The 21,075-nt window shown below is 74.0% G+C and carries 21 protein-coding genes; 13 read left to right on the top strand and 8 right to left on the bottom strand.

The features are described 5' to 3' along the window. Positions 1 to 125 precede the first annotated feature (125 nt). Positions 126 to 596: an indole-3-glycerol phosphate synthase gene (locus AC067A_RS29130; protein ID WP_479245466.1), complete on the bottom strand. Its 471-nt coding sequence runs from the start codon at positions 594 to 596 to the stop codon at positions 126 to 128. A 106-nt stretch (positions 597 to 702) separates the two neighbouring features. Further along, positions 703 to 1,491, bottom strand: a complete 789-nt coding sequence (locus AC067A_RS29135) for a pyrimidine reductase family protein (RefSeq protein WP_479245467.1) — start codon at positions 1,489 to 1,491, stop codon at positions 703 to 705. Between the two features lie 36 nt (positions 1,492 to 1,527). Between AC067A_RS29135 and zapE the strand changes: the two genes are divergently transcribed. The 5 genes from zapE to AC067A_RS29160 all read left to right on the top strand — a co-directional run bounded on the left by zapE (position 1,528) and on the right by AC067A_RS29160 (position 6,593). Further along, positions 1,528 to 2,613, top strand: coding sequence for a cell division protein ZapE (gene zapE, locus AC067A_RS29140; protein ID WP_479245468.1), 1,086 nt, complete (start codon positions 1,528 to 1,530; stop codon positions 2,611 to 2,613). A gap of 34 nt (positions 2,614 to 2,647) precedes the next feature. Next, positions 2,648 to 3,073 (top strand): OsmC family protein, encoded by a 426-nt coding sequence (locus AC067A_RS29145; protein WP_479245469.1) that lies wholly within the window; start codon positions 2,648 to 2,650, stop codon positions 3,071 to 3,073. Between the two features lie 139 nt (positions 3,074 to 3,212). Further along, complete coding sequence (locus AC067A_RS29150) at positions 3,213 to 4,574, top strand: alkaline phosphatase PhoX (protein ID WP_479245470.1); 1,362 nt, start codon at positions 3,213 to 3,215, stop codon at positions 4,572 to 4,574. 101 nt (positions 4,575 to 4,675) lie between these two features. After that, complete coding sequence (locus AC067A_RS29155) at positions 4,676 to 5,566, top strand: PPK2 family polyphosphate kinase (protein WP_479245471.1); 891 nt, start codon at positions 4,676 to 4,678, stop codon at positions 5,564 to 5,566. Positions 5,567 to 5,732: 166 nt separating this feature from the next. Then, positions 5,733 to 6,593, top strand: a complete 861-nt coding sequence (locus AC067A_RS29160) for a polysaccharide deacetylase family protein (RefSeq protein WP_479245629.1) — start codon at positions 5,733 to 5,735, stop codon at positions 6,591 to 6,593. Between the two features lie 43 nt (positions 6,594 to 6,636). Here AC067A_RS29160 and AC067A_RS29165 read toward each other — a convergent pair whose 3' ends face one another. Genes AC067A_RS29165 through AC067A_RS29175 form a run of 3 tightly spaced genes read right to left on the bottom strand, consistent with a single transcriptional unit; the run spans position 6,637 to position 8,937 of the window. Beyond that, on the bottom strand, positions 6,637 to 7,287 hold the full coding sequence (locus AC067A_RS29165; RefSeq protein ID WP_479245472.1) for an ABC transporter: 651 nt from the start codon (positions 7,285 to 7,287) through the stop codon (positions 6,637 to 6,639). After that, the gene (locus tag AC067A_RS29170; RefSeq protein WP_479245631.1) at positions 7,284 to 8,207 is read right to left on the bottom strand and encodes an ABC transporter ATP-binding protein; all 924 of its coding nucleotides are present in this window, start codon (positions 8,205 to 8,207) and stop codon (positions 7,284 to 7,286) included. Before AC067A_RS29170 ends, AC067A_RS29165 begins: the two co-directional genes overlap by 4 nt. A 52-nt stretch (positions 8,208 to 8,259) precedes the next feature. Further along, positions 8,260 to 8,937, bottom strand: a complete 678-nt coding sequence (locus AC067A_RS29175) for an AIM24 family protein (protein ID WP_479245473.1) — start codon at positions 8,935 to 8,937, stop codon at positions 8,260 to 8,262. 71 nt (positions 8,938 to 9,008) lie between these two features. On the opposite strand from AC067A_RS29175, the gene AC067A_RS29180 reads away from it, so the two are divergent. From AC067A_RS29180 to AC067A_RS29195, 4 genes are all read left to right on the top strand, one after another. Further along, complete coding sequence (locus tag AC067A_RS29180) at positions 9,009 to 9,692, top strand: aminoacyl-tRNA hydrolase (RefSeq protein WP_479245474.1); 684 nt, start codon at positions 9,009 to 9,011, stop codon at positions 9,690 to 9,692. An 82-nt stretch (positions 9,693 to 9,774) separates the two neighbouring features. Next, complete coding sequence (locus AC067A_RS29185; protein WP_479245475.1) at positions 9,775 to 11,208, top strand: MbnB/TglH/ChrH family RiPP precursor modification enzyme; 1,434 nt, start codon at positions 9,775 to 9,777, stop codon at positions 11,206 to 11,208. Positions 11,209 to 11,210: 2 nt separating this feature from the next. Further along, positions 11,211 to 12,281: a TIGR04222 domain-containing membrane protein gene (locus AC067A_RS29190; protein WP_479245476.1), complete on the top strand. Its 1,071-nt coding sequence runs from the start codon at positions 11,211 to 11,213 to the stop codon at positions 12,279 to 12,281. A gap of 69 nt (positions 12,282 to 12,350) precedes the next feature. After that, entirely contained in the window at positions 12,351 to 13,109 is a 759-nt protein-coding gene (locus AC067A_RS29195; RefSeq protein WP_479245477.1) for a TIGR04222 domain-containing membrane protein, read from the top strand. Between the two features lie 214 nt (positions 13,110 to 13,323). Here the strand turns inward: AC067A_RS29195 and hemQ are convergent, their stop codons facing one another. Both hemQ and hemG read right to left on the bottom strand, forming a co-directional pair. Then, the gene (gene hemQ, locus AC067A_RS29200) at positions 13,324 to 14,037 is read right to left on the bottom strand and encodes a hydrogen peroxide-dependent heme synthase (RefSeq protein WP_033207967.1); all 714 of its coding nucleotides are present in this window, start codon (positions 14,035 to 14,037) and stop codon (positions 13,324 to 13,326) included. A 17-nt stretch (positions 14,038 to 14,054) separates the two neighbouring features. Beyond that, entirely contained in the window at positions 14,055 to 15,518 is a 1,464-nt protein-coding gene (hemG, locus tag AC067A_RS29205) for a protoporphyrinogen oxidase (protein WP_479245478.1), read from the bottom strand. Positions 15,519 to 15,709: 191 nt separating this feature from the next. Between hemG and AC067A_RS29210 the strand changes: the two genes are divergently transcribed. Together AC067A_RS29210 and AC067A_RS29215 are read left to right on the top strand one after the other, a co-directional pair. Beyond that, the gene (locus tag AC067A_RS29210) at positions 15,710 to 16,786 is read left to right on the top strand and encodes a DUF4349 domain-containing protein (protein WP_479245479.1); all 1,077 of its coding nucleotides are present in this window, start codon (positions 15,710 to 15,712) and stop codon (positions 16,784 to 16,786) included. A 10-nt stretch (positions 16,787 to 16,796) separates the two neighbouring features. Beyond that, entirely contained in the window at positions 16,797 to 18,170 is a 1,374-nt protein-coding gene (locus AC067A_RS29215) for an FAD-dependent oxidoreductase (RefSeq protein WP_479245480.1), read from the top strand. Positions 18,171 to 18,237: 67 nt separating this feature from the next. Here the strand turns inward: AC067A_RS29215 and hemE are convergent, their stop codons facing one another. After that, entirely contained in the window at positions 18,238 to 19,314 is a 1,077-nt protein-coding gene (gene hemE / locus AC067A_RS29220) for a uroporphyrinogen decarboxylase (protein WP_479245481.1), read from the bottom strand. Between the two features lie 91 nt (positions 19,315 to 19,405). Between hemE and AC067A_RS29225 the strand changes: the two genes are divergently transcribed. Together AC067A_RS29225 and AC067A_RS29230 are read left to right on the top strand one after the other, a co-directional pair. Then, on the top strand, positions 19,406 to 20,098 hold the full coding sequence (locus tag AC067A_RS29225; RefSeq protein ID WP_479245482.1) for a DUF3000 domain-containing protein: 693 nt from the start codon (positions 19,406 to 19,408) through the stop codon (positions 20,096 to 20,098). Positions 20,099 to 20,358: 260 nt separating this feature from the next. Beyond that, on the top strand, positions 20,359 to 21,024 hold the full coding sequence (locus tag AC067A_RS29230; protein WP_250917434.1) for a LuxR C-terminal-related transcriptional regulator: 666 nt from the start codon (positions 20,359 to 20,361) through the stop codon (positions 21,022 to 21,024). Positions 21,025 to 21,075 lie beyond the last annotated feature (51 nt).

A 21,075-nucleotide genomic window follows, 5' to 3' on the forward strand; every position in this document is an offset into this window, starting at 1 on the left:
CTGGTGCCGTTGTGTCCCCCCCCACCCGGGAGGGCCCCCCATAAGGGCCGCCCCCCCCCCCCCCCGGCGGGGGGGCCGGGCGGGGCCCGCCCCCCCGCCCGGGGGCGCGCCCACGGCCGGGGCGGTCAGTCGCTGTGGGCGAAGAGCTTAAGGACGGGTACGCCGACCTTGTGGCGGGCCCGGGAGGCCCAGTCCCGGTGGAAGAACTCCTCCACGTAGTGGGGTGCGGTGAGCACGATCACCTCGTCGGCCGCCGCCTCCTCGACCACCGCCTTCATCTTGGTGAGCGGGTGGTCCTCGACGACCTGGCCGACCGCTTCACAGCCTGCGTCTCTCAGGGCCTGGAGCGACACCTCCAGGGCCTGCTCGGCCGGGACCCTGGCCGCCCTGCCCTCCGGTTCCTCGCCCTCTCGGGTCGCTTCCTTCAGTTCGCCCATGGCGACGTCGTCGATGGCGCGCAGCAGTACATCGGCCTGGTCACCACGCGGCTGCATGAGGACGATGAAGGACACGCCCTCGTCGCCGTGCAGGGTGGTGACGAATTCCACGTCGACGGACGTCAGGGGCTTCTCGATCATCAGAACGCTTGTGAACACCTCAGGAGCCCTTCTGCGGAAACCATCCTTCCCCGTGCCCGCACGGGGTCTGCGACAGTAAGTGTGCCCAGCGGACACTAAGCGGAACGACAAATTCCGCCGATTGTCAGATCCGAAGGTAGCGGGTGAAGAGGAAGCCGTCCTGCTCCAGCACGGAAGCCACCTGGAAGCGTGTCGGGACGGCCACCGAGGGGCCTCCGGCGATCCGCTGGGCGCCCCCCGCCGTCATGGTCGGCGAGACCGTCAGGCACAGCTCGTCGAGGACTCCCGCCGCCACGAACTGCCCGAGCAGCCTCGGCCCGCCCTCGGTCAGCTGCCGGCGCAGGCCGCGCGCCGCCAGCGCCGCCACCGCGCGGGCCGGCTCGACCCCGGCCCCGTCGCCCGCGACCAGCACCTCGGCGCCCGCCTCCCGGGCCGCGGCGACCCGGTCGGCGGGGGCCGCGGCCCCGGTCAGGATCAGCGTCGGCACCAGCGGCGAGGTGAAGAGGGGGAGCGAGAAGTCGAGGTCGAGGGAGGCGCTGACGACGGCGATCACGGGAGCCTCGCCCTGCCCCGCGGCGGCCCGGCGGGCGGCGAAGACCTCCCGCGCCCTGGCCGGGCGGTAGCCCTCCAGGCGTACGGTCTCCGCTCCCACGACGATCACGTCGGCGAGGCCCCGCAGGGTGCCGAAGATCCGCATGTCGGTGTCCGAGGAGAGCGGCTGGGAGCGCCCGTCGTGCTGGCCGGCGCCGTCGAGCGAGGAGACCATGTTGGCCCGCAGCCACACACCGTCACCCGCCGGGTACGCGTAGGCGTCGGCGAGCTCGTCGAACGACCACTCGCCGGCGCCCTCAACGGCGGGACCGGCGGCGGTCTCGGCGGCTGTCATGTCCGTCACAGGGAGCAGTCGTCGCATCCTCGCAGTCTGACATGACGATTACAGTGGGGAACTGTGTCGACCCGCGCCCTCACCGAAGCCGCTTCCTCCGAGGCGGCCCCGCTCTCGCTCTGCTCCCGAGAGCCCCACGTCCCCGCCGACCGTCTCGTCGCGGAGATGGTGCCGCCGCCGCGGTTCGACTCCGTACGCTTCGACACGTACCTCCCGGACCCGAACCAGCCCAGCCAGGCGGACGCCGTCAAGGCACTGAGCTCCTTCGCCGAGGGGCTGGGCGGAGCGCACGCCTCCGGCGCCGGCAAGCGCCGCTGGTTCGCCAGGAAGCCGGCCGCGCCCACCGGCCCGCGCGGGGTCTACCTGGACGGCGGATACGGCGTCGGCAAGACCCACCTGCTCGCCTCCCTCTGGCACGCGACCCCCGCGGAGCCCTCGCTGAAAGCTTTCGGCACCTTCGTCGAGCTGACCAACCTCGTCGGCGCCCTCGGCTTCCAGCAGACCGTGAAGACCCTCGGCGGGCACCGCCTCCTCTGCATCGACGAGTTCGAGCTGGACGACCCGGGCGACACCGTCCTCGTCTCCAGCCTCCTCGCCAAGCTCGTGGAGGCGGGCGTGGCGCTCGCCGCCACCTCCAACACGCTCCCCGGCAAGCTCGGCGAGGGCCGCTTCGCCGCCGCCGACTTCCTCCGCGAGATCCAGGGCCTCTCCGCCCACTTCATGCCGCTGCGGATCGACGGCGAGGACTACCGCCACCGCGGCCTGCCCGAAGCCCCGGCCCCGTACACCGACCAGGTCGTCACCGAGACCGCGTACGCGACGCCCGGCGCCTCACTCGACGACTTCCCGCACCTGCTCGAACACCTGGCCAAGGTTCACCCGAGCCGGTACGGCGCGCTCACCGGCGACCTCACCGCCGTCTGCCTCACCGACGTCCAGCCGGTCCCCGACCAGTCGACCGCGCTGCGCCTGGTCGTCCTCGCCGACCGGCTCTACGACCGCGAGATACCCGTCCTCGCCTCCGGACTCCCCTTCGACAGGCTCTTCAGCGACGAGATGCTGAACGGCGGCTACCGCAAGAAGTACTTCCGGGCGATATCCCGGCTCACCGCGCTCGCCCGCGACGCGAAGGGGCTCGTCGCGCAGTAGCTTGGGGGCCGTACCCGATCGAAAGGGATCCACCATGGCCACCGTGCGTCACGCCCACACCGTCTGGCAGGGCGACCTCCTCAAGGGTTCCGGCGTCGTCACCCTCGACTCCTCCGGTCTCGGCTCGTACGACGTCTCCTGGCCCGCGCGCACCGAGGAGCCGAACGGCAAGACGAGCCCCGAGGAGCTCATCGCCGCCGCGCACTCCTCCTGCTTCTCCATGGCCTTCTCCAACGGCCTGGCCAAGGCCGGCAACGCGCCGACCCGCCTGGAGACCAAGGCCGACGTCACCTTCCAGCCGGGCCAGGGGATCACCGGCGTCCACCTGACCGTGCGCGGCGAGGTCCCCGGCCTGGACGCGGACCAGTTCAAGGCGCTCGCCGAGGACGCGAAGAAGAACTGCCCGGTCAGCCAGGCGCTCACCGGCACGACGATCACCCTGGACGCCGACCTGATCTGACCTCCGGTCAGAAGACGCGCCACACGAGGCAGTTGTGGCCCGCATGGTTCACGCGTCACGACAGTGCGTGATACACACATGCGGGTCACACGTCACACACCACCTGTCTGTCCGCCAACAGGAAGTGGGTTGTTGCCTCATGTCCGCAACGCGACGTCAGATCCTTTCCCGCACCGGCGCGTCCGTCGCCGGGATCGCCTTCACCGGCGCCCTCTCCGAACTGTTCGCCGGCAGCGCGGCCGCCGCGGGGAACCGGGGCGGCTACGGCCCCCTCGTCCCCGACCCGGCCGGGCTCCTCGACCTGCCGGCCGGCTTCCGCTACAAGGTCCTCTCCCGGCAGGGCGACCCGCTCCGTTCCGGCGAAGGACGGGTCCCCGGCAACCACGACGGCATGGGCGCCTTCCCCGGCCGCCGGGGCCGCGTGCACCTCGTCCGCAACCACGAGAACCGCGTCACCGGGAAGATCGGCGTCCCGACCGTCCCCGGCCTCACGTACGACCCCGCCGCCAAGGGCGGCTGTACGGCCCTGGAACTCGACGGCCGCAACAACGTCCTCGGCGAACGCGTCGCCATCGCCGGCACCGCCGTCAACTGCGCCGGCGGCCCCACCCCCTGGAACACCTGGCTGACCTGCGAGGAGACCGAGGACCGGGCCGGGACCAACGGCTACACCAAGGACCATGGCTTCATCTTCGAGGTCGACGGCGCCGACCCCCGCCGCACCGGGGCCGTCCCCCTCACCGCCATGGGCCGCTTCCAGCACGAGGCGATCGCCGTCGACCCGGAACACGGCATCGTCTACGAGACCGAGGACGCCTTCGACCGTCCCTTCGGCCTCTTCTACCGCTTCCTCCCGCACAAGCCGCTCGGCGGCACCGGTTCCCTGCGCGCCGGCGGCGCCCTGGAGGCCATGCGCGTCCCCGGCGTCCACGACCTCTCCGCCGTCCAGGAGGCCGGCGCCCGCTTCGACGGCGTCGAATGGGTCCCCGTACCGGACCCCCTCGCCACCGAGACGCCCATCCGCTTCCAGGACTTCGGCCCGAAGGGCATCACCCACGCCCAGAAACTCGAAGGCTGCTACTGGGGCGGCCGCGCCGTCTACTTCGTCTCCTCCTTCGCCCGCCTCAAGGACGGCTCCGCCGCCACCCACTTCGGCCAGGTCTGGAAGTACGAGCCCCGCAGACGCCGTCTCACCCTCGTCGTCGTCTTCGGCCCCGACACCGACCTCCGGCTCCCCGGCGAGTCCCCCGACAACATCTGTCTCGCCCCCACCGGCGGGCTCATGGTCTGCGAGGACGGCGACGGCGCCCAGCACGTCTTCGGCGTGACCCGCCACGGCGACGTCTACGCCCTCGCCCGGGGCGCCCAGAACATCGGCACCCCGGAAGCCCCGGAATGGGGCGAGTTCGCGGGCGTCACCTTCTCCCCCGACCGAAGCACCATGTACGTCAACTGCTACACCCCCGGCACGACCTTCGCGGTCACCGGCCCCTGGCACTGACCCGACCCGGTTCCCGGCGGCCGCGCCCCGTGCGCGTGCGGCCGCCGGAGTTCCGTCGCAGGATCGGGGAAGGACGAACAGCGCGGCGTGAGGGGCACGAGATGGCGAAGAAAAACGGCGGGAAGAGCAGGTCCGGGCCGCGCGGGCCCCGGGAACCGGTCCTGCGCGACGTGCTCCGCGTCCCCGGGGGCGAGCGGATCGACCTCGGCTCCTACGACGCCTCGGCCACCCCGGCGGGCCCCACCGACAAGGCCGCCGGCCTCGCCGCGACCGCCGCCCTCGCCCCGCGGCTCGCCTCCCTCCAGGAACGCCTCTACGCCTCCAGCACCGCCGGCGACCGCCGCCGTCTCCTCCTCGTGCTCCAGGGCATGGACACCAGCGGCAAGGGCGGCACCGTCAAGCACGTCATCGGCCTCTTCAACCCGTCCGGCTGCCGCATCCACGCCTTCAAGGCCCCCACCCCCGAGGAGCAGAGCCACCCGTTCCTCTGGCGCGTCATGAAGGCCCTCCCGCTCCCCGGCGAGATCGGCATCTTCGACCGCTCCCACTACGAGGACGTCCTCATCGCCCGCGTCCGCGACCTCGTCCCCCGCCCCCGGCTCGACCTCCGCTACGACGAGATCAACCGCTTCGAGGCCTCGCTCGCCGACGACGGCGTCACCGTCGTCAAGGTCTTCCTCCACCTCTCCTACGAGGAACAGCGCGACCGCCTCCTCGAACGCCTGGACAACCCCGACAAGCACTGGAAGTTCGCCCCCGGCGACATCGACGAACGCGCCCTCTGGCCCGCCTACCAGAACGCCTACGCCCTCGCCCTCGAACGCTGCACCACGGACACCGCCCCCTGGTACGTCGTCCCCGCCGACCGCAAGTGGTACCGCAACTGGGCGATCAGCAAACTCCTCCTCGAACACCTGGAAGCCCTGGACCCGTCCTACCCCCCGGGTGACTTCGACGTGGACCGGTGCCGCCGGAAACTGCTGGGGACGTGAGCGAAGCCGGCGGGTGACCGGTCCTGCCGTCCCGTGCGGACCGGGCCGCGCACCCGCGGGCGAGGGCGCGTCGGCTCAGTACGTGGACTCGGGGGCTGCTGTCGAGTCGCGAGCGTTAGAGACTTTGATCGGATAACTTCCGATCGTGAACATTTCTGTACGAAAGTTGGCGGCGCTCGGAGTTCTGAGTGCCGCCCTCGTCGGCTGTGGCGGGGGTGCCACGGAGAGGCCGACGCACCGGGCGGAGGCCCCGGACGTGTCGCGGAGCGCGTCGCCCAGGGCGAGTGCGGCGGCGGCCGGGCCCAAGCCCGCGCGCGTGCCCACCGCGCCGCCGACCATGGCGCCGGGGCCCGGGGGGGTCACGCCCGTGTACACGCGGCGGGCGAAGGGGGCGGAGAAGGTCGTCGCGCTCACCTTCGACGCGGACATGACGGCCGACCAGGGGCCGAGGGCGGCACGGGGCGAACGGTTCGACAATCCGGAGCTGATCGCGACGCTGCGGCGGCTGAAGGTGGACGCCACCGTGTTCATGACGGGCCGCTGGGCGGAGGAGTACCCGGAGCAGGCGAAGTCGATCGGCGGGGATCCGCGCTTCGAGATCGCGAACCACTCCTACAGCCACTACGCCTTCGCCTCGCCCTGCTACGGGCTGCCGACGGTCTCCGGGCCCGACATGGCGAGCGACGTCCAGCGGGCGTTCGACGCCTTCCGCGACGCCGGGGCCGTGAACGTCGTCCCCTACTTCCGCTTTCCCGGCGGCTGCTACGACGACGCCTCGCTCCGCGCGCTCGGCCCCACCGGTGTCACCGCCGTCCAGTGGGACGTCGTCAGCGGCGACGCCTTCGCCAAGGACCCCGACGCCGTCGCCGAGCAGGTCCTCGACGAGGTCCACCCCGGCTCGCTCGTCGTCATGCACTGCACCCGCAGCGCCGCCCCCGTCACCGAGCGGGCCATCCGCCGCATCGTCCCCGAACTCCGTGCCCGCGGATACCGCTTCGTGAAGGTCTCCGAGCTCATGAGCCGGTGAGCCGGTGACGACGACGAACCGTCGGGCCCGACGGCCGCGGGGTTCACTCCAGGCGGGCCGTGGCACGGCTGGAGAGAGCCGCCGCGGCCGCCGCGAGGACGAGGGCGCCCGCACAGGCCAGGGCGGGCGGGTGGGCGGTGGCGGTCCGGGCGCCGGTGACGAGGGCGGTCATGGCGTGCTTCGCGGGGGAGCCGGTGGTGACCAGGGCCAGGAGGCAGCCCAGGACCAGTGCGGTGAGGGACCAGCCGGGGGCGGGCAGGAAAGGGCGGGAGGACAGCGCGCCGACGGCCGCGCCCGTCAGGGCGCAGGTGAGCGCGCCGAGGACGCCGGTGGACACGGCGGCGGGCACGGTGACGCCCCGCCGGTCGCTCAGCCCCGTCACCACGAGGACGGCCACGATGCCGGCGAGCGCCGGCCAGGCGGCCCCGGTGAGCAGCGCCGCGAGATGGGCGCGGCCCCGCCCCGCCGCGGCCGCGACGACGTTGCGGGCGGCGAGCGGCTCCTGGGTGACGCAGATCCGTACCGACCAGGCCGCGACGGGCAGCAGGGCGGCGGCGGTGAGGCCGAGGGCGCCGAGCACGGGTTCCCCGGCGCGTACGCCGACGCCGACGACGGCCACGTACAGGAGGAGCGGCGCCAGCCAGCGCTGTGAGCGCAGCAGCAGGCCCGACTGGTAGCGCAGGAGCGCCGTCATACCCGTACGCCTTCGCTTTCGAGGTGGTCGATGTGCCAGCCCTCCGCGAGCAGCGCGCCGAGGAGGGCGTCGGACCGCGCCGCGTCGACGGTGAGGACGAGGGCGCCCGGAGCGGCCGGGTGCGTGACGTGCCCGTCGTGGCCGGGCGTGCGGTGGGTGCCCGGGTCGAACGGCGGTCGGCGTGCGGCCCGCCCGTCGTGGCCGGGTGCGGGTTCGGCGGCCGGGTCGCCCGGGAGCCGGGCCGGGAGCGGTCGGCCGCCGGAGGCGGTGATGCGGACGAGGCGGCGGACGGGGGCCGCCGCCGTTCCGCGTACCGGGCGTACCCGGTTCGCCTCGACGGCGTGGAGCGCGTCCGCCTCCCCCGCGAGCCGCCGCGGGTCGTGGTCGACGAAGACGACGGTCGCGCCAGCCGTGAGGCGTTCACGGACGGCGGTGTCCAGCTCGGCGCGCGCGCCGGTGTCGAGCCCGGTCCAGGCCTCGTCGAGGACGAGGAGGGCGGGTTCGGCGAGGAGGGCCTGGGCGACGGCGACCTTCTGGCTGGTGCCCTTGGAGAGTTCGGCCAGGGGGGTACGGGCGTGGCCGGCGGCGCCGAAACGTTCCAGCCACGCCGCCGCGCGGGTCCGGGCGGCCGCGCGGCCGAGGCCCTGGACGCGGCCGAGGTGCGCGAGGTAGTCGGCGGCCGTGAACGGCAGGGCCGCCGGGAAGCGCTCGGGGACGTACGCGGTGCGGGCGGGGCGCCCGATGACGCGGCCCTCGGTGGGGGCGTCGATGCCGGCCAGGAGCCGGAGGAGCGTGGACTTGCCGGTTCCGTTGGCACCGACGATCCGGACGAGGCCTGCGGCGGGGAGCGCGAGGTCGACCTCGCGCAGAACCCACGGTCCGCGCGGACCGTGCCGCCGCCCGACCCGCTCCAGCCTCATCCCCGTGTCCACTCCGGCACCCGCTCCTCGACTCCCTCGGCTCCCCGCCGTCTCAGCTGGACGAGTTCTTCTGCGGGGTGAGTTCGCTGGGCCGGACCACGACGAAGCCCTGGCCCTCCAACTTGAGCTGGACCGCCTCGCCCGAGCCGCCGCGGAGCATCGAGCCGAGCGACTGGGAGCGGTGGAGGGAGGTGTGGAGCTGCTCGCTCCAGCCGACGACCGCGTCGGTGTCGACGAAGACGGGGGCCTGCGGGGTGACGGGGATGACGATGGGGCTGCCCTCGCACATGAGGGCGATCTTGCCGTAGCCGGAGAAGACGGAGTTGAAGAGGCCGCCGCCGGTCATGCCGGCGCCCTTCACGGTCTTGATGTCGTAGTGGAGGGTCGCGTCGAAGCACAGCACGTTGCGGCCGTTGACGGTGAAGGCCTCGCCCTGCTCGATCTCGACGATGAAGCAGTTCTGCGCCTCGTGGGCGAACCAGGCCTCGCCCTGCCCTCGTACGGCCATCAGCGCGAGGCCCTCGCCGGTGACGGCCCGCTTGAGGAGGCCGCCGATGCCCTGGCCCTTGCGCTCGAACTGGAGGTCGCCGCGGAAGGCGATCATCGAACCCTGGCGGGCGTGCATCTCACCGTTGACGGTGTACTTGACCGACTTGGCGTTCTGGAGGGTCATCCCCGGAAAGCCGGCCGTCTCGGCGAGGTGTTCGCCGGCGAAAAGATCGCTCTTCATGAGGGGCATCCTGGCCCGGAAGCGATGATTCCCACAAGAATCACTCGTCACGGCAGTGGCAGACTTGCCGGGTGAGCAGCAACGAGACCGATCTCCGCGACGAGAAACCCCAGTTCGTCCTCCCCCTGGTGGTCCGCATCGAGAAGGACGCGCCGCCGTCCCGTACCGACGCGCTGGAGACCGCCGCGCGGGCCGTCCTGGAGATCCTGACCGACGACCGTTCCCTCGGCGAGGGCGAGTGGGCACAGGCCGTCGCCGACTGGCAGGACGCCCGCATCCGCAAGGTGGTGCGCCGGGCGCGCGGTGCCGAGTGGCGGAAGGCGGCCGCGCTGCCGGGGATCACGGTCGACGGCGCGGAGGCGGAGGTACGGGTCTTCCCGCCGGTCCCGCTCGACGGCTGGCCCAAGGAGCTGGCCAAGCTCCAGGTGTCGGGCACGGACCTCGACGACCCGGCCGCGCCCGGCCCCGTGCCGGACGGGGCGGCGGTGCTCTGGCTCAACCCGGAGCTCGACATGTCGGCAGGCAAGACGATGGCGCAGGCCGGGCACGGCGCGCAGCTGCTCTGGTGGGCGATGTCGCAGGACCGGCGCACCGCGTGGCAGGAGGCCGGTTTCCCGCTCGCGGTCCGGACGGCGACGGCCGCGGACTGGGCCGAACTGACGGCCGGCGGGCTGCCGGTGGTCCGGGACGCGGGCTTCACGGAGATCGCGCCGGGCTCGTGCACGGTGGTGTCCGCGTTCCCGAACCTCAAATGAAGCTCTGAACGTCCCCCTCGTGGGGTTCGAACGTCACCGCCCGGGTCATCACCGGGGGGACTGAGGACCGAAGGAGGGGGACATGAGGGAACTCGGCATCGGCATCGGCTGGCGTCCCGAGATCGCGGGGGCGGTGGAGGCGCTGCCCGGCGTCGACTGGGTCGAGGTGGTCGCGGAGAACATCTGCGCCGACCACCTGCCCGACTCGCTGGCCCGGCTGCGGGCGCGCGGCGTGACGGTCGTCCCGCACGGCGTCTCGCTGGGGCTCGGCGGCGCGGACCGGCCGGACCCGGCACGGCTCGCCGCGCTCGGGGAGAAGGCGGTGGCCCTCGGCGCGCCGCTCGTCTCGGAGCACATCGCCTTCGTGCGGGCCGGGGGGCCGCTCACCGCGACGCCGCAGCTCGAAGCGGGCCACCTGCTGCCGGTGCCACGGACCCGCGACGCGCTCGACGTGCTCTGCGAGAACGTCCGGATCGCGCAGGACGCGCTTCCGGTGCCGCTCGCCCTGGAGAACATCGCGGCCCTCATCTCCTGGCCCGGCGAGGAGATGACGGAGGGACAGTTCCTCGCGGAGCTCGTCGAGCGCACCGGGGTCCGGCTGCTCGTCGACGTCGCCAACCTGCACACCAACCACGTCAACCGCGGCGAGGACCCGGCGAAGGCCCTGTCCGAGCTTCCGGTCGAGGCCATCGCGTACGTCCACGTGGCGGGCGGTGTCGAGCGGGACGGGGTCTGGCACGACACCCACGCGCATCCCGTGCCGGGGGCGGTCCTGGACATCCTGGGGGACCTCGCGTCCCGGGTGTCCCCGCCGGGGGTGCTGCTGGAGCGTGACGACGACTTCCCTCCGGCCGGGGAGCTCGCGGAGGAGTTGAACGTGATCCGGGCCCGCACGGCGGTGGGCACCCGTTCCGCCGGGGCGGAACGGGTGGGCACCGCCCACCGGCACGGCGCCCGTCCGCCGGTGCCCGCACGCCCGCCCGCCGGCTCGGCCTCCCGGCCGCCGCTGCTCATCGGCGCCGGCGCCCGCGCCTCGGGCGGCCCGATGCCGAGCACCGCCCCGGTCGGGGCACCCGCCGGACCCGCTCCCGTTCCCGCCCCGCGTGGTGACGCCCGGCAGCGCCTCGGCCTGGCGCAGGCCTCGCTGCTGTCGGCGCTGGTGGCCGGGACGCCGGTGCCCGAGGGGTTCGACAGCCGGAGGATCGGGGTGCAGAGCCGGGCCCTGGCGGCGAAGCGGGCCGGTGTGGTGGCGAAGGTGGCGCCGGAGCTGCCGGAGATCCTGGGTAAGGGGTTCCGGCCGGCGTTCCTGTCGTACGCCAGGTCGCGGCCGATGAGCGGTGGCTACCGCCGGGACGCGCTCGATTTCGCCGAGCACCTGCTGCTCGCCGGCCGTCCGGAGGACGCGGAGGCGCGGCAGAGACTCACGGAGTGGTGGCAGGACCGTTCCGGCAGCCGGCCGCCCGGCCGTGCGACCCGGCTGGTCCGGGCGGCCCGACACGCACTCGTACGGAGATGACCATGGACCTTCTGCTCCTCGTCCTCTACGCGGCCGGGATCGCCGGCATCGCGCTGCTGGTCACGCGGGTCGTCCGGTCGCGCGGCGGCTCCGGCGGGCCGGTGCACGACCGGTACGAGGCGGCCTTCCTGAACGGCGGACCCGCCCGGGTCGTCGACACGGCGCTCGCCGCGCTCCAGGCGGACGGCAGGCTCGTCATCGGCGGCCCCGGCATCGTGGCCGTCGTCCGGTCCACCGCGTACGACCCGGTGGAGCGCGCGGTGCTCCAGGAGCACGCCGCCGCTCCGCACGGCGCGCTGCACCACCTGCGGATGGCCGTGATGCGGCACCCGGCGGTGCAGGAGATCGGCGACGGGCTCGCGGGGCGCGGGCTGATCGTGGACCCTGCGACACGCCGTTCGACCCTGCGGTGGTGCGGGGTGCTGGGCTTCTCGGCGTTCCTGCTCTTCCCGGTCACGGCGGTCCTGACGATCGTGGACTTCGCCACGTCCCCGGACGTGTCGGTGCCGTTCTTCGTGAAGACGCTGCCGCTGCTCTTCGGGTGCGGGGTCACGGCCCTCGTGTGCGGGGCGCTCTCGGCGAAGCCGATCACCTCGGCCGGGCTCCGGTCCCTGTCGGCCTACGGGCGCGGGCACGGTCATCTCGCGGACGCCGGGCTCCTGGTGGCGCTGCACGGGCTGCGGGCGCTGCCCGACCCGGTGCTGCGCGAGCAACTCCTCGCGGCCGCGCGGGTTTACGGGCAGCCGCGGCGCCGCGGCCGGGGGCACCGTTCGTCCTCGTCCTCGTTCTCCTCGTCGGACGCGGCGGCCTTCGCGGTGGCCACCACGTGGTGCGCGGACAACAGCTCCTGCGGCGGCGGAGGAGGCGGCAGCTCGTGCTCCGCGGGGTCCTGCTCGTCCGGGTCCTGCTCGGGGGGCGGCGGCTCCGGCTGTGGCGGCGGTTCGGGCGGCAGTTCGTGTTCCGGTTCCAGCGGCAGCTCTTGTTCGAGCTCCAGCGGGAGTTCGTGCTCCAGCTCCAGCGGGAGTTCGTGTTCGAGTTCCAGCGGGAGTTCGTGTTCCAGCTCCAGCGGCTGACCGCTCGGGCACACGGCGGACGCGGCCATTCGAGTGGCGGACGCGCCCGCCGTCCCGTAGAACTCGGACATGATCTGGGTTCCCCTGCTCCTGGTGGCCTGTGTCGTGGCGGGGGTCGGCTGCGCGCGGGTCTGCCGCGCGACGCTCGCCGTGGCCCTGCCCGACCCCGGGGACCCGGGTGCCGGAGCCGACCCGGAACTCACCCTCCACGAGGCCGCGTACCTGGCCGGCGGTCCGCTCCGGGTCACCGACCTGACCCTGGTGTCGATGCACCGGGGGCGGCGGCTGCTGCTCGCCCACACCGGCTGGGCGACGGTGGTGGACGCGGGCGCCCCGGGCCGTGACGAGCTGGAACGCGCGGTGCTCGGAGCCATCGGGCCCGCGGGGCAGTGCCCCATCCCCTCCGTGCGTCCGGTGGTCGCCGCCGACGCTTCGGTGCGCCGCATCGAGGACGGTCTCGTCGGCCGGGGGCTCGCGGTGCCGGTGGCGGGCCGCCGGGAGGTCGCGGAGGGGCTGCGGGCGGTGAAGGCGGGCTTCCTGCTGAGCCTGGTGCTCGGGACGGCCGCGGCTCTGCTCGTCCCGGCCGCCGACCGGGCCCTGGTGGTCGCCGCGTTCACGCTGCCGCTGCTGGCGTCGGGGCTCTGCCTGCTGATCGGCCTGGTCGAGCGGTACCCGTACACGCGCTGGGCCTCACCGGCCGGGCAGCGGCTGCTCTCGGGCCTCTCCGCCGCCGATCCGCTCGCCGCCCTGGCGACGCGCGGCCCCGCCGTCCTGGAGCCGGAGCTCCGCGCGGCCTTCCGGGGACAGGACACCCGGCGACGGCCGTAGCAAGGACATCCGCGAGAGGGCCGGTCATGAGGGGGGCCGGCGAAGGGCCCCGGAAATGACGCCGGTGCGGCGCGCGTCATGCGCGCCGCACCCGGAGCCGGACCCGGTGTCGCTGGAGCGGCAGGCACGTGTGGTCCGCCTGCCGTCTGACCTTCCGGGTCGGTGGGTGGCGCGCCCGGCCTGGAGCCGGGCCGCCACCGGGTTCGTACGGCCGTCAGGCCAGGCCCGCCACCAGGTCGGCGACGCTCTTGCGGCGACCGGTGTAGAAGGGGACCTCTTCGCGGACGTGCATCCGGGCCTCGGAGGCGCGCAGGTGGCGCATGAGGTCGACGATGCGGTGCAGCTCGTCGGCCTCGAAGGCGAGGATCCACTCGTAGTCGCCGAGCGAGAAGGAGGCGACGGTGTTGGCGCGGACGTCGGGGTAGCCGCGGGCCATCTTGCCGTGGTCGGCGAGCATGCGGCGACGGTCCTCGTCCGGCAGCAGGTACCAGTCGTAGGAGCGCACGAAGGGATACACCGAGACGTAGTCGCGGGGGGTCTCGTCGGCCAGGAAGGCCGGGATGTGCGACTTGTTGAACTCGGCGGGGCGGTGCAGCGCCATGTTCGACCAGACCGGCTCCAGAGCGCGGCCCAGCTTGGTGCGGCGGAAGAGGCTGTACGCCTCCTGGAGCTCGTCGCTCGTCTCGGCGTGCCACCAGATCATCACGTCGGCGTCGGCGCGCAGACCGGAGAGGTCGTACGTGCCGCGGATCGTGATGTCCTTGGCGGCGAGCTGGTCGAACAGCTCCTGGACCTCGTCGGCGTAGCCGGCGCGGTCCTCGGGCAGAACGTCGCGCAGCTTGAAGACAGACCACAGGGTGTAGCGGATGACCTCGTTGAGGTCCTTCGCCTTCTTACCGGCGTTCGGGATCTTTTCGGGCGCACTCATACGCCTATTCTCGCCCGTCACGAGGAGTGCCCCGCACCGGGGTCGGTCCTTTTCGACGTGGCGATGATCTCCTCCGCGACCTCGTCCGCCGCCCGGTGGGCCGAGGCGACGCAGGCGGGGATGCCGACGCCGTCGTACGCGGCTCCCGCGACGCGCAGTCCGGGGAGGGCGGCGAGCGCCTCGCGGACGCGGGCGACGCGGGCCAGGTGGCCGACCGGGTACTGGGGCAGGCCGCCGGTCCACCGGGTGACGGTGGTGGCGACGGGACGGGCGGCGAGCCCGGTGGCGGCGGCGAGGTCCTTCAGGGAGGCGGCCACGAGGTCGGTGTCCTCGCGCTGGACCTGCTCCTCCTCGCCGTGGCGGCCGACGGAGGTGCGCAGCACGAACAGGTCGGGGGCCGAGTCGGTGACCCAGTTCCACTTCTGGCTGGAGAAGGTGGAGGCCTTGACGGTGTGGCCGTCGACGGGCGGTACGAGGAAGCCGGAGCCCGGCAGGGCGGGCACGTCGGAGCGGCGGAAGGCGAGGGTGACCAGGGCCATGGAGGCGTAGTCGATCCCGGCGAGCTCTGCGGCGGCGCCCGGGGCGTGGCCGCCGAGGAGACCGGCCGCGGCGCCGGCGGGGGTGGCGAGGACGACGGCGTCGGCGTCGAACGTCCGGTCGCGGGTCACGACCTGCCAGCCGGTGGCGCCGGAGCGGAGCAGCGCGGTCACGGGGGTGCCGGTGAGGATCTCGCCGCCGGCGGCGCGGATCGCGGCGGCGACCGCGGCGGGGAGGGTGCCGATGCCGCCGTCGAGCCCGACGAAGGCGGCACCGCCGAGGCCGGTGGCGGCGCCCGCCGCGTCGGCGGGGACGGCCGCGCCGGCCTGCTGGACGGCGCGGACGGCGGCGGTGAGGGTGGGGTGGACGCGCGCGGCCTCGAAGAGGGCGGGGACGGCGGCCTTCATCGAGATGCGGTGGGCGTCACCGGCGTACACGCCGCCGAGGAGGGGCTCGACGAGCCGGTCGACGACCTCGTGGCCCATGCGCTCGGCGACGTACGCGCCGATGGCGATGTCCTCGCCGATCTCGGTCGGGGGCAGTTCCGCGTCGCGGTCGATCCGGGCCAGGCCGGCCGGGGAGACGAGTCCCTCGACCGCGCGGGCGTCGCCGGGGACGCCCATCACGTGGCCCTTGGGCATGGGGATCAGCTCGCCGCGGGACCAGACGGACGCGGTGGTGGTACCGGGGGCCCGGAGCCGGTCGCCGAGGCCGACGGCGCGGGCGAGGGCGACCGCCTCGGGGCGGCGGGCGAGCAGCGACTCGGCGCCGAGGTCCACGGGCGCGCCCGCGATCTCTCCGGCGAGGAGCTTGCCGCCGACCCGGGCGCCCGCTTCGAGGAGGGTCACCCGGTGGCCGGCGAGGGCCAGCCGGTGGGCGGCCGCGAGTCCGGCGATACCGCCTCCGGCGACGACGACATGGGGTCCCGTGGTGTCCGCGTTCATGGGACCACTCTCTCAAATCGCCCGTCTCTCCCCGACCGCCGTCCGTCTGGCGGCGGCGGGGGCCCGGGCGCGGTCCGCCGCGCCCGTTCCGAGGCCGGACCGTGACCGCATCGCTACCGCGGGACGGCAACCCGTACCGCCCGTCCGTACGTCCAACCGGCGACATTCACCCATCACCCTCGGGGGGACTCATGCGGAGCGTACGGACGACGGCGAGAGCGCGGACGACGGGACGGGCGGGGACGGCGGGACGGACGAGGACGGTCGCGGCGGCACTGTTCGCGGCCTCGCTCGTGCTGACCGGCTGTGGCGCCGGGGCGGGCTCGGACTCGGCCGATCGGGGGGACGCGAAGTCGGGGGCGCGCGCCGACGCCGCGGCGGACGCGGGCCGGGGCGCCGCCGACGAGTCGGCGGCCGGCACCGGCAAGGAGGGTGCCGACGGTTACTCGGGCGCCGCGAAGCCCGGGGCGCCCGCGCCCGCGCCGCAGCACGTCATCCGTACCGCCTCGCTGTCCGTGGAGGTGGCGGACGTGACGAAGGCGCTGGCCACGGCCCGGCGGGTGACCGCGGGCGCGGGCGGACGGGTGGAGAACGAGACGACGGAGCGGGTCGACGACGCGTACGTCACCTCGCGGGTCGTGCTGCGCGTGCCGCAGGAGCGGTACGACTCCGTCCTGGCCGAGCTGGCGGGCGCGGGCAGGCTCCTCGCCCGCAAGGCCGACGCCAAGGACGTCACCGACCAGGTGGTGGACGTGGAGAGCCGCATCGCCACCCAGCGGGCGAGCGTGGCGCGGGTGCGGGCGCTGATGCAGCGGGCGGAGCGGCTGACCGACGTCGTGACCCTGGAGGGCGAGCTGAGCCGCCGCCAGGCGGACCTGGAGTCGCTCCTCGCCCAGCAGGCCTCGCTGAAGGACCGGACGACGCTGGCGACGATCACCCTCGAACTGATGGAGAGGGCGAAGCCGTCGGCCGGGCCCGAGGAGGGCCGCCCGGGCTTCGGTGACGCCCTGAGCGGCGGCTGGAACGCGCTGGTCGGCGCGGTGGCCTGGATCGGCGTCGTCCTGGCCGCGCTCGCGCCCTGGCTCGCGGCGGCGCTGATCGTGTTCGTCGTCTGGCGCCGGCTGCTCCGCCCCCGGCTCGCCGCCCGTGCCGGCCGGCGTCCCGCGCCGGTTCCGGTGCCGCGGGTGGAGGGGGACGCGGCCGCCGGGGAGCGGAACGCGGCCGGGGTGGCCCGGGCCGCCGGGTCCGCGGAGGACCCCGGGAAGTAGCTTCTGTTCCATGAGCGAACGACTGGTGGTCATCGGTGGCGACGCGGCGGGCATGTCCGCCGCGTCGCAGGCGCGCAGGCTCAGGTCCGCCGGGGAGTTGGAGATCGTCGCGTTCGAGCGCGGTCATTTCTCCTCGTACTCGGCCTGTGGGATCCCGTACTGGGTCGGCGGTGACGTCGGCGCGGCGGCGGAGCTGATCGCCCGCTCCCCCGAGGAGCACCGGGCCCGGGACATCGACCTGCGGATGCGGACCGAGGTGACGGCGCTCGACGTGCCGGGACAGCGGGTCCTGCACCGCGACCTGGAGTCGGGGACGGAGTCCTGGACGGGCTTCGACAAGCTGGTGATCGCCACCGGGGCCCGCCCGTCACGGCCGCCGCTGCCGGGGATCGACGCGCCCGGCGTGCACGGGGTGCAGACCCTGGACGACGGCCGGGCGCTGCTCGACACGCTGGAGCGGACGCCGGGGCGGCGCGCGGTGGTGGTCGGCGCCGGCTACATCGGTGTGGAGATGGCCGAGGCGCTGCTCGCCCGGGGCTACGAGGTGACGGTGCTGACCCGGGGCGAGCAGCCGATGGCCACCCTCGACCCCGACATGGGCCGGCTGGTGCACCGCGCGATGGACGGGCTCGGGATCAGGACGGTCGCCTCCGCGGAGGTGACCAAGGTCCTGACCGGTGACGACGGCCGGGTGCGGGCGGTGGCCACGGACGCGGCCGAGTACCCGGCGGACGTGGTGGTCCTGGGCATGGGCGTGGTGCCGGAGACCTCGCTGGCGCGGGCGGCGGGGCTGCCCCTCGGCACCTCCGGCGGGCTCCTCACCGATCTGGCGATGCGGGTGCGCGGCCACCGGAACATCTGGGCGGGGGGTGACTGCGTGGAGGTCCTCGACCTCGTCTCGGGCCGCGAGCGGTACGTGCCGCTGGGGACCCACGCGAACAAGCACGGCCAGGTCATCGGGACGAACGTGGGCGGCGACTACGCGACCTTCCCCGGGGTGGTGGGGACGGCGGTGTCGAAGGTCTGCGACCTGGAGATCGCCCGGACGGGCCTGCGGGAGAAGGACGCGCGGGAGGTGGGGCTGCGGTACGTGACGGTGACGATCGAGTCGACCAGCCGCGCGGGCTACTACCCGGGGGCGGCGCCGATGACGGTGAAGATGCTGGCCGAGCGGCGCACGGGCCGGCTGCTCGGGGTGCAGATCGTGGGCCGGGAGGGCGCGGCGAAGCGGGTGGACATCGCGGCGGTGGCGCTGACGGCGGGAATGACGGTGGAGTCGATGACGGCTCTGGACCTGGGGTACGCACCGCCGTTCTCGCCCGTGTGGGACCCGGTCCTGGTCGCGGCCCGCAAGGCGACGGCGGCGGTCCGCGCGGCGGGCTGAGCGGGAACGGCGACGGCCGCCGGGGCCTCCCCCGGCGGCCGTCGCCGTCGTGTGTGCGCCGGACCGGTCAGACGGCCGTCCGGGTGTGCACGTACTCGACGAGGCGGGTGAGGGCGTCGGGGTCCATCGACGGCATGACGCCGTGGCCGAGGTTGAAGACGTGGCCCTCCAGGCCCTCGGCGGCGGCGAGGACCTCGTCCGTCTTGGCCTCGACCACCTCGCGCGAGGCGAAGAGGACGGCGGGGTCCAGGTTGCCCTGGAGCGCCTTGCCGGGGCCGACGCGGCGGGCGGCCTCGTCGAGCGGGACGCGCCAGTCGACGCCGACGACGTCCGCGCCGGCCTCGCCCATGAGGCCGAGGAGCTCGCCCGTGCCGACGCCGAAGTGGATGCGCGGCACGCCGTATCCGGCGACCGCGTCGAAGACCTTCACGGAGGCCGGCATCACCGAGCGGCGGTAGTCGGCGGGGGCGAGGGCGCCGACCCAGGAGTCGAAGAGCTGCACGGCGGAGGCGCCGGCCTCGATCTGGACCTTGAGGAAGGCCGAGGTGATCTCGGCGAGGCGGTCGAGGAGGTCGGCCCAGAGCTGCGGGTCGCCGTACATCATCGCCTTGGTCCGCTCGTGGCTGCGCGAGGGGCCGCCCTCGACGAGGTAGCTCGCGAGGGTGAACGGCGCGCCGGCGAAGCCGATGAGCGGGGTGTCGCCCAGCTCGGCGGTGAGCATGCCGATGGCCTCGGTGACGTAGTGGACGTCCTCGGGCGTGAGGTCGCGCAGCCGGTCGAGGTCGGCGCGGGTGCGGATCGGGTCGGCGACGACGGGTCCGACACCGGGCTTGATGTCGAGGTCCAGTCCGATGGCCTTCAGGGGGACGACGATGTCGCTGAAGTAGATCGCGGCGTCGACCTTGTGGCGGCGGACCGGCTGGAGGGTGATCTCGGTGACCAGTTCGGGCCGCATGCACGACTCGAGCATGGGGATGCCCTCGCGGACCTTCAGGTACTCGGGGAGGGAGCGCCCGGCCTGCCGCATGAACCAGACGGGCGTGTGCGGCACGGGCTCGCGCCGGCATGCCTTGAGGAACGCGGAGTCGTGCGTCCGCGACTGGTGCTTCGTCTGCTGGCCCTGCGGGCTGTCCATGGCACTCACGCCCAGAATCTTCGCATGTGGCGGGAAGCCGCTCGTCCGGGCCGGGTGTCCCTCCCTGCGCGGAGGCCCCGTTCCGCCTACTCTTCCCCGCATGGCTGCGGCTCAGGGACATTTTTCCGATCATTCCGACGGCGATCGAGGGACGGACGAAACGGCGGACAGTACGGAGGCGAACCCGGTGCCACCCGCGTTCCGGCGGGCGGTGGAGGCGTTGCGCTCGGCGCGGCTGCGGTCCGAGATCGAGATCGAGCAGACCAGGCCCCCGCAGCGCCTGGCCCCTCACGCGTACGCGGTGGAGGCCGCCGTCGTCGACGGCGAGGAGGACCTCGCGGACGGGCGGCTCGTGCTGCTGCACGACCCGGACGGCCACGAGGCCTGGAAGGGCACGTTCCGGCTGGTGACGCTGGTCCGGGCGGAGCTGGAGCCGGAGATGGCGGCGGACCCGCTGCTGCCGGAGGTGTGCTGGTCCTGGCTGACCGGGGCGCTGGAGGCGCGGGGGCTCGCGTACGGGGAGGCGAGCGGGACCGTGACCATGGCGGGCTCGCACTACTTCGGCGGGCTCGCGGACCGCAGGCCGGCGACCCAGATCGAGATCAGGGCGTCCTGGACGCCGCACGAGGGTCCGGCGGGGGTGCCGGACACGGCGGCGCACCTGGCGGCCTGGTGCGATCTGCTGTGCCAGATCGCGGGACTGCCGCCCGCGCCGGCCGATCCGGGCGCGGGGACGGTGACGGGCGCGGGGGTCGTCTCGCTGCCCCAGCGGCGGGGCCCGCAGCAGGTCTGAGGGGGCGGCTTCGCGGGGCCGGGGGCCCTTCGGAAGGGTGCCCCGGTCCTCCCCCGTGGGGGTGACGGGGCGGTGTCCGCTCGTAGGATGATCGATCACGCGTCCGAATTGCCCTAATTGTTACTCACCAAATCGTGATCTTTCCCTAAAGGCGGGCGGCCCACCTGCCGAAGGAGTCAGTGACCCCTTCACAGCACGGGTTCACCCCCGGCTTCTCCCCGAGCCGGCTCCGTCCCGCACCCTTCCCCCCAGGAGGCCTGGTGTCCGTTCTCCTCGAGCAGCCCGCAAGCCTGGTCGCCTACCGCCCGAACAAGCCGACGGCCATGGTCGTCGTGGCCGACCCGCGCGTCCGCTCCACCGTGACCCGCCACCTGTGGGCCCTCGGAGTACGCGACGTGATCGAGGCTTCGTCCATCGCGGAGGCGCGTCCCCGCGTCGGCAACCCACGCGACATCTGCGTTGCCGACGTCCATCTGCCCGACGGCAGCGGCCTGACGCTGCTGTCCGAGACCCGCGCCGCGGGCTGGCCCAACGGCCTCGCCCTGTCCGCCGCCGACGACATCGGCGCCGTGCGCAACGCCCTGGCGGGCGGCGTGAAGGGCTACGTCGTCACCGGCACCCGGACCAACATCGGTCACCCGACCCGGCCCGGCGCCGCCCCCATCGGCGCCGCGGCCTCGCGGCTCGGCCACCGCCGCCCCCCGGGTGCCCCGAGCCACCCGGGCGGCTACCGCGAGCTCTCCGGCCGTGAGGTCGAGGTGCTCCGGCTCGTCGCGGAGGGCCAGTCGAACAAGGCGATCGGCGTGTCCATGGGCCTCTCCGCCCTCACCGTGAAGAGCCACCTCGCCCGCATCGCCCGCAAGCTGGGCACCGGCGACCGCGCCGGCATGGTCGCGGTGGCCCTCCGGACCGGGATCATCCACTGACGGTGGTGGACAGGAAGCCGGCGCCTGTCGACGGAACGTTCCGTCGACAGG

This window comes from Streptomyces sp. NPDC043176 (genome assembly GCF_056436715.1).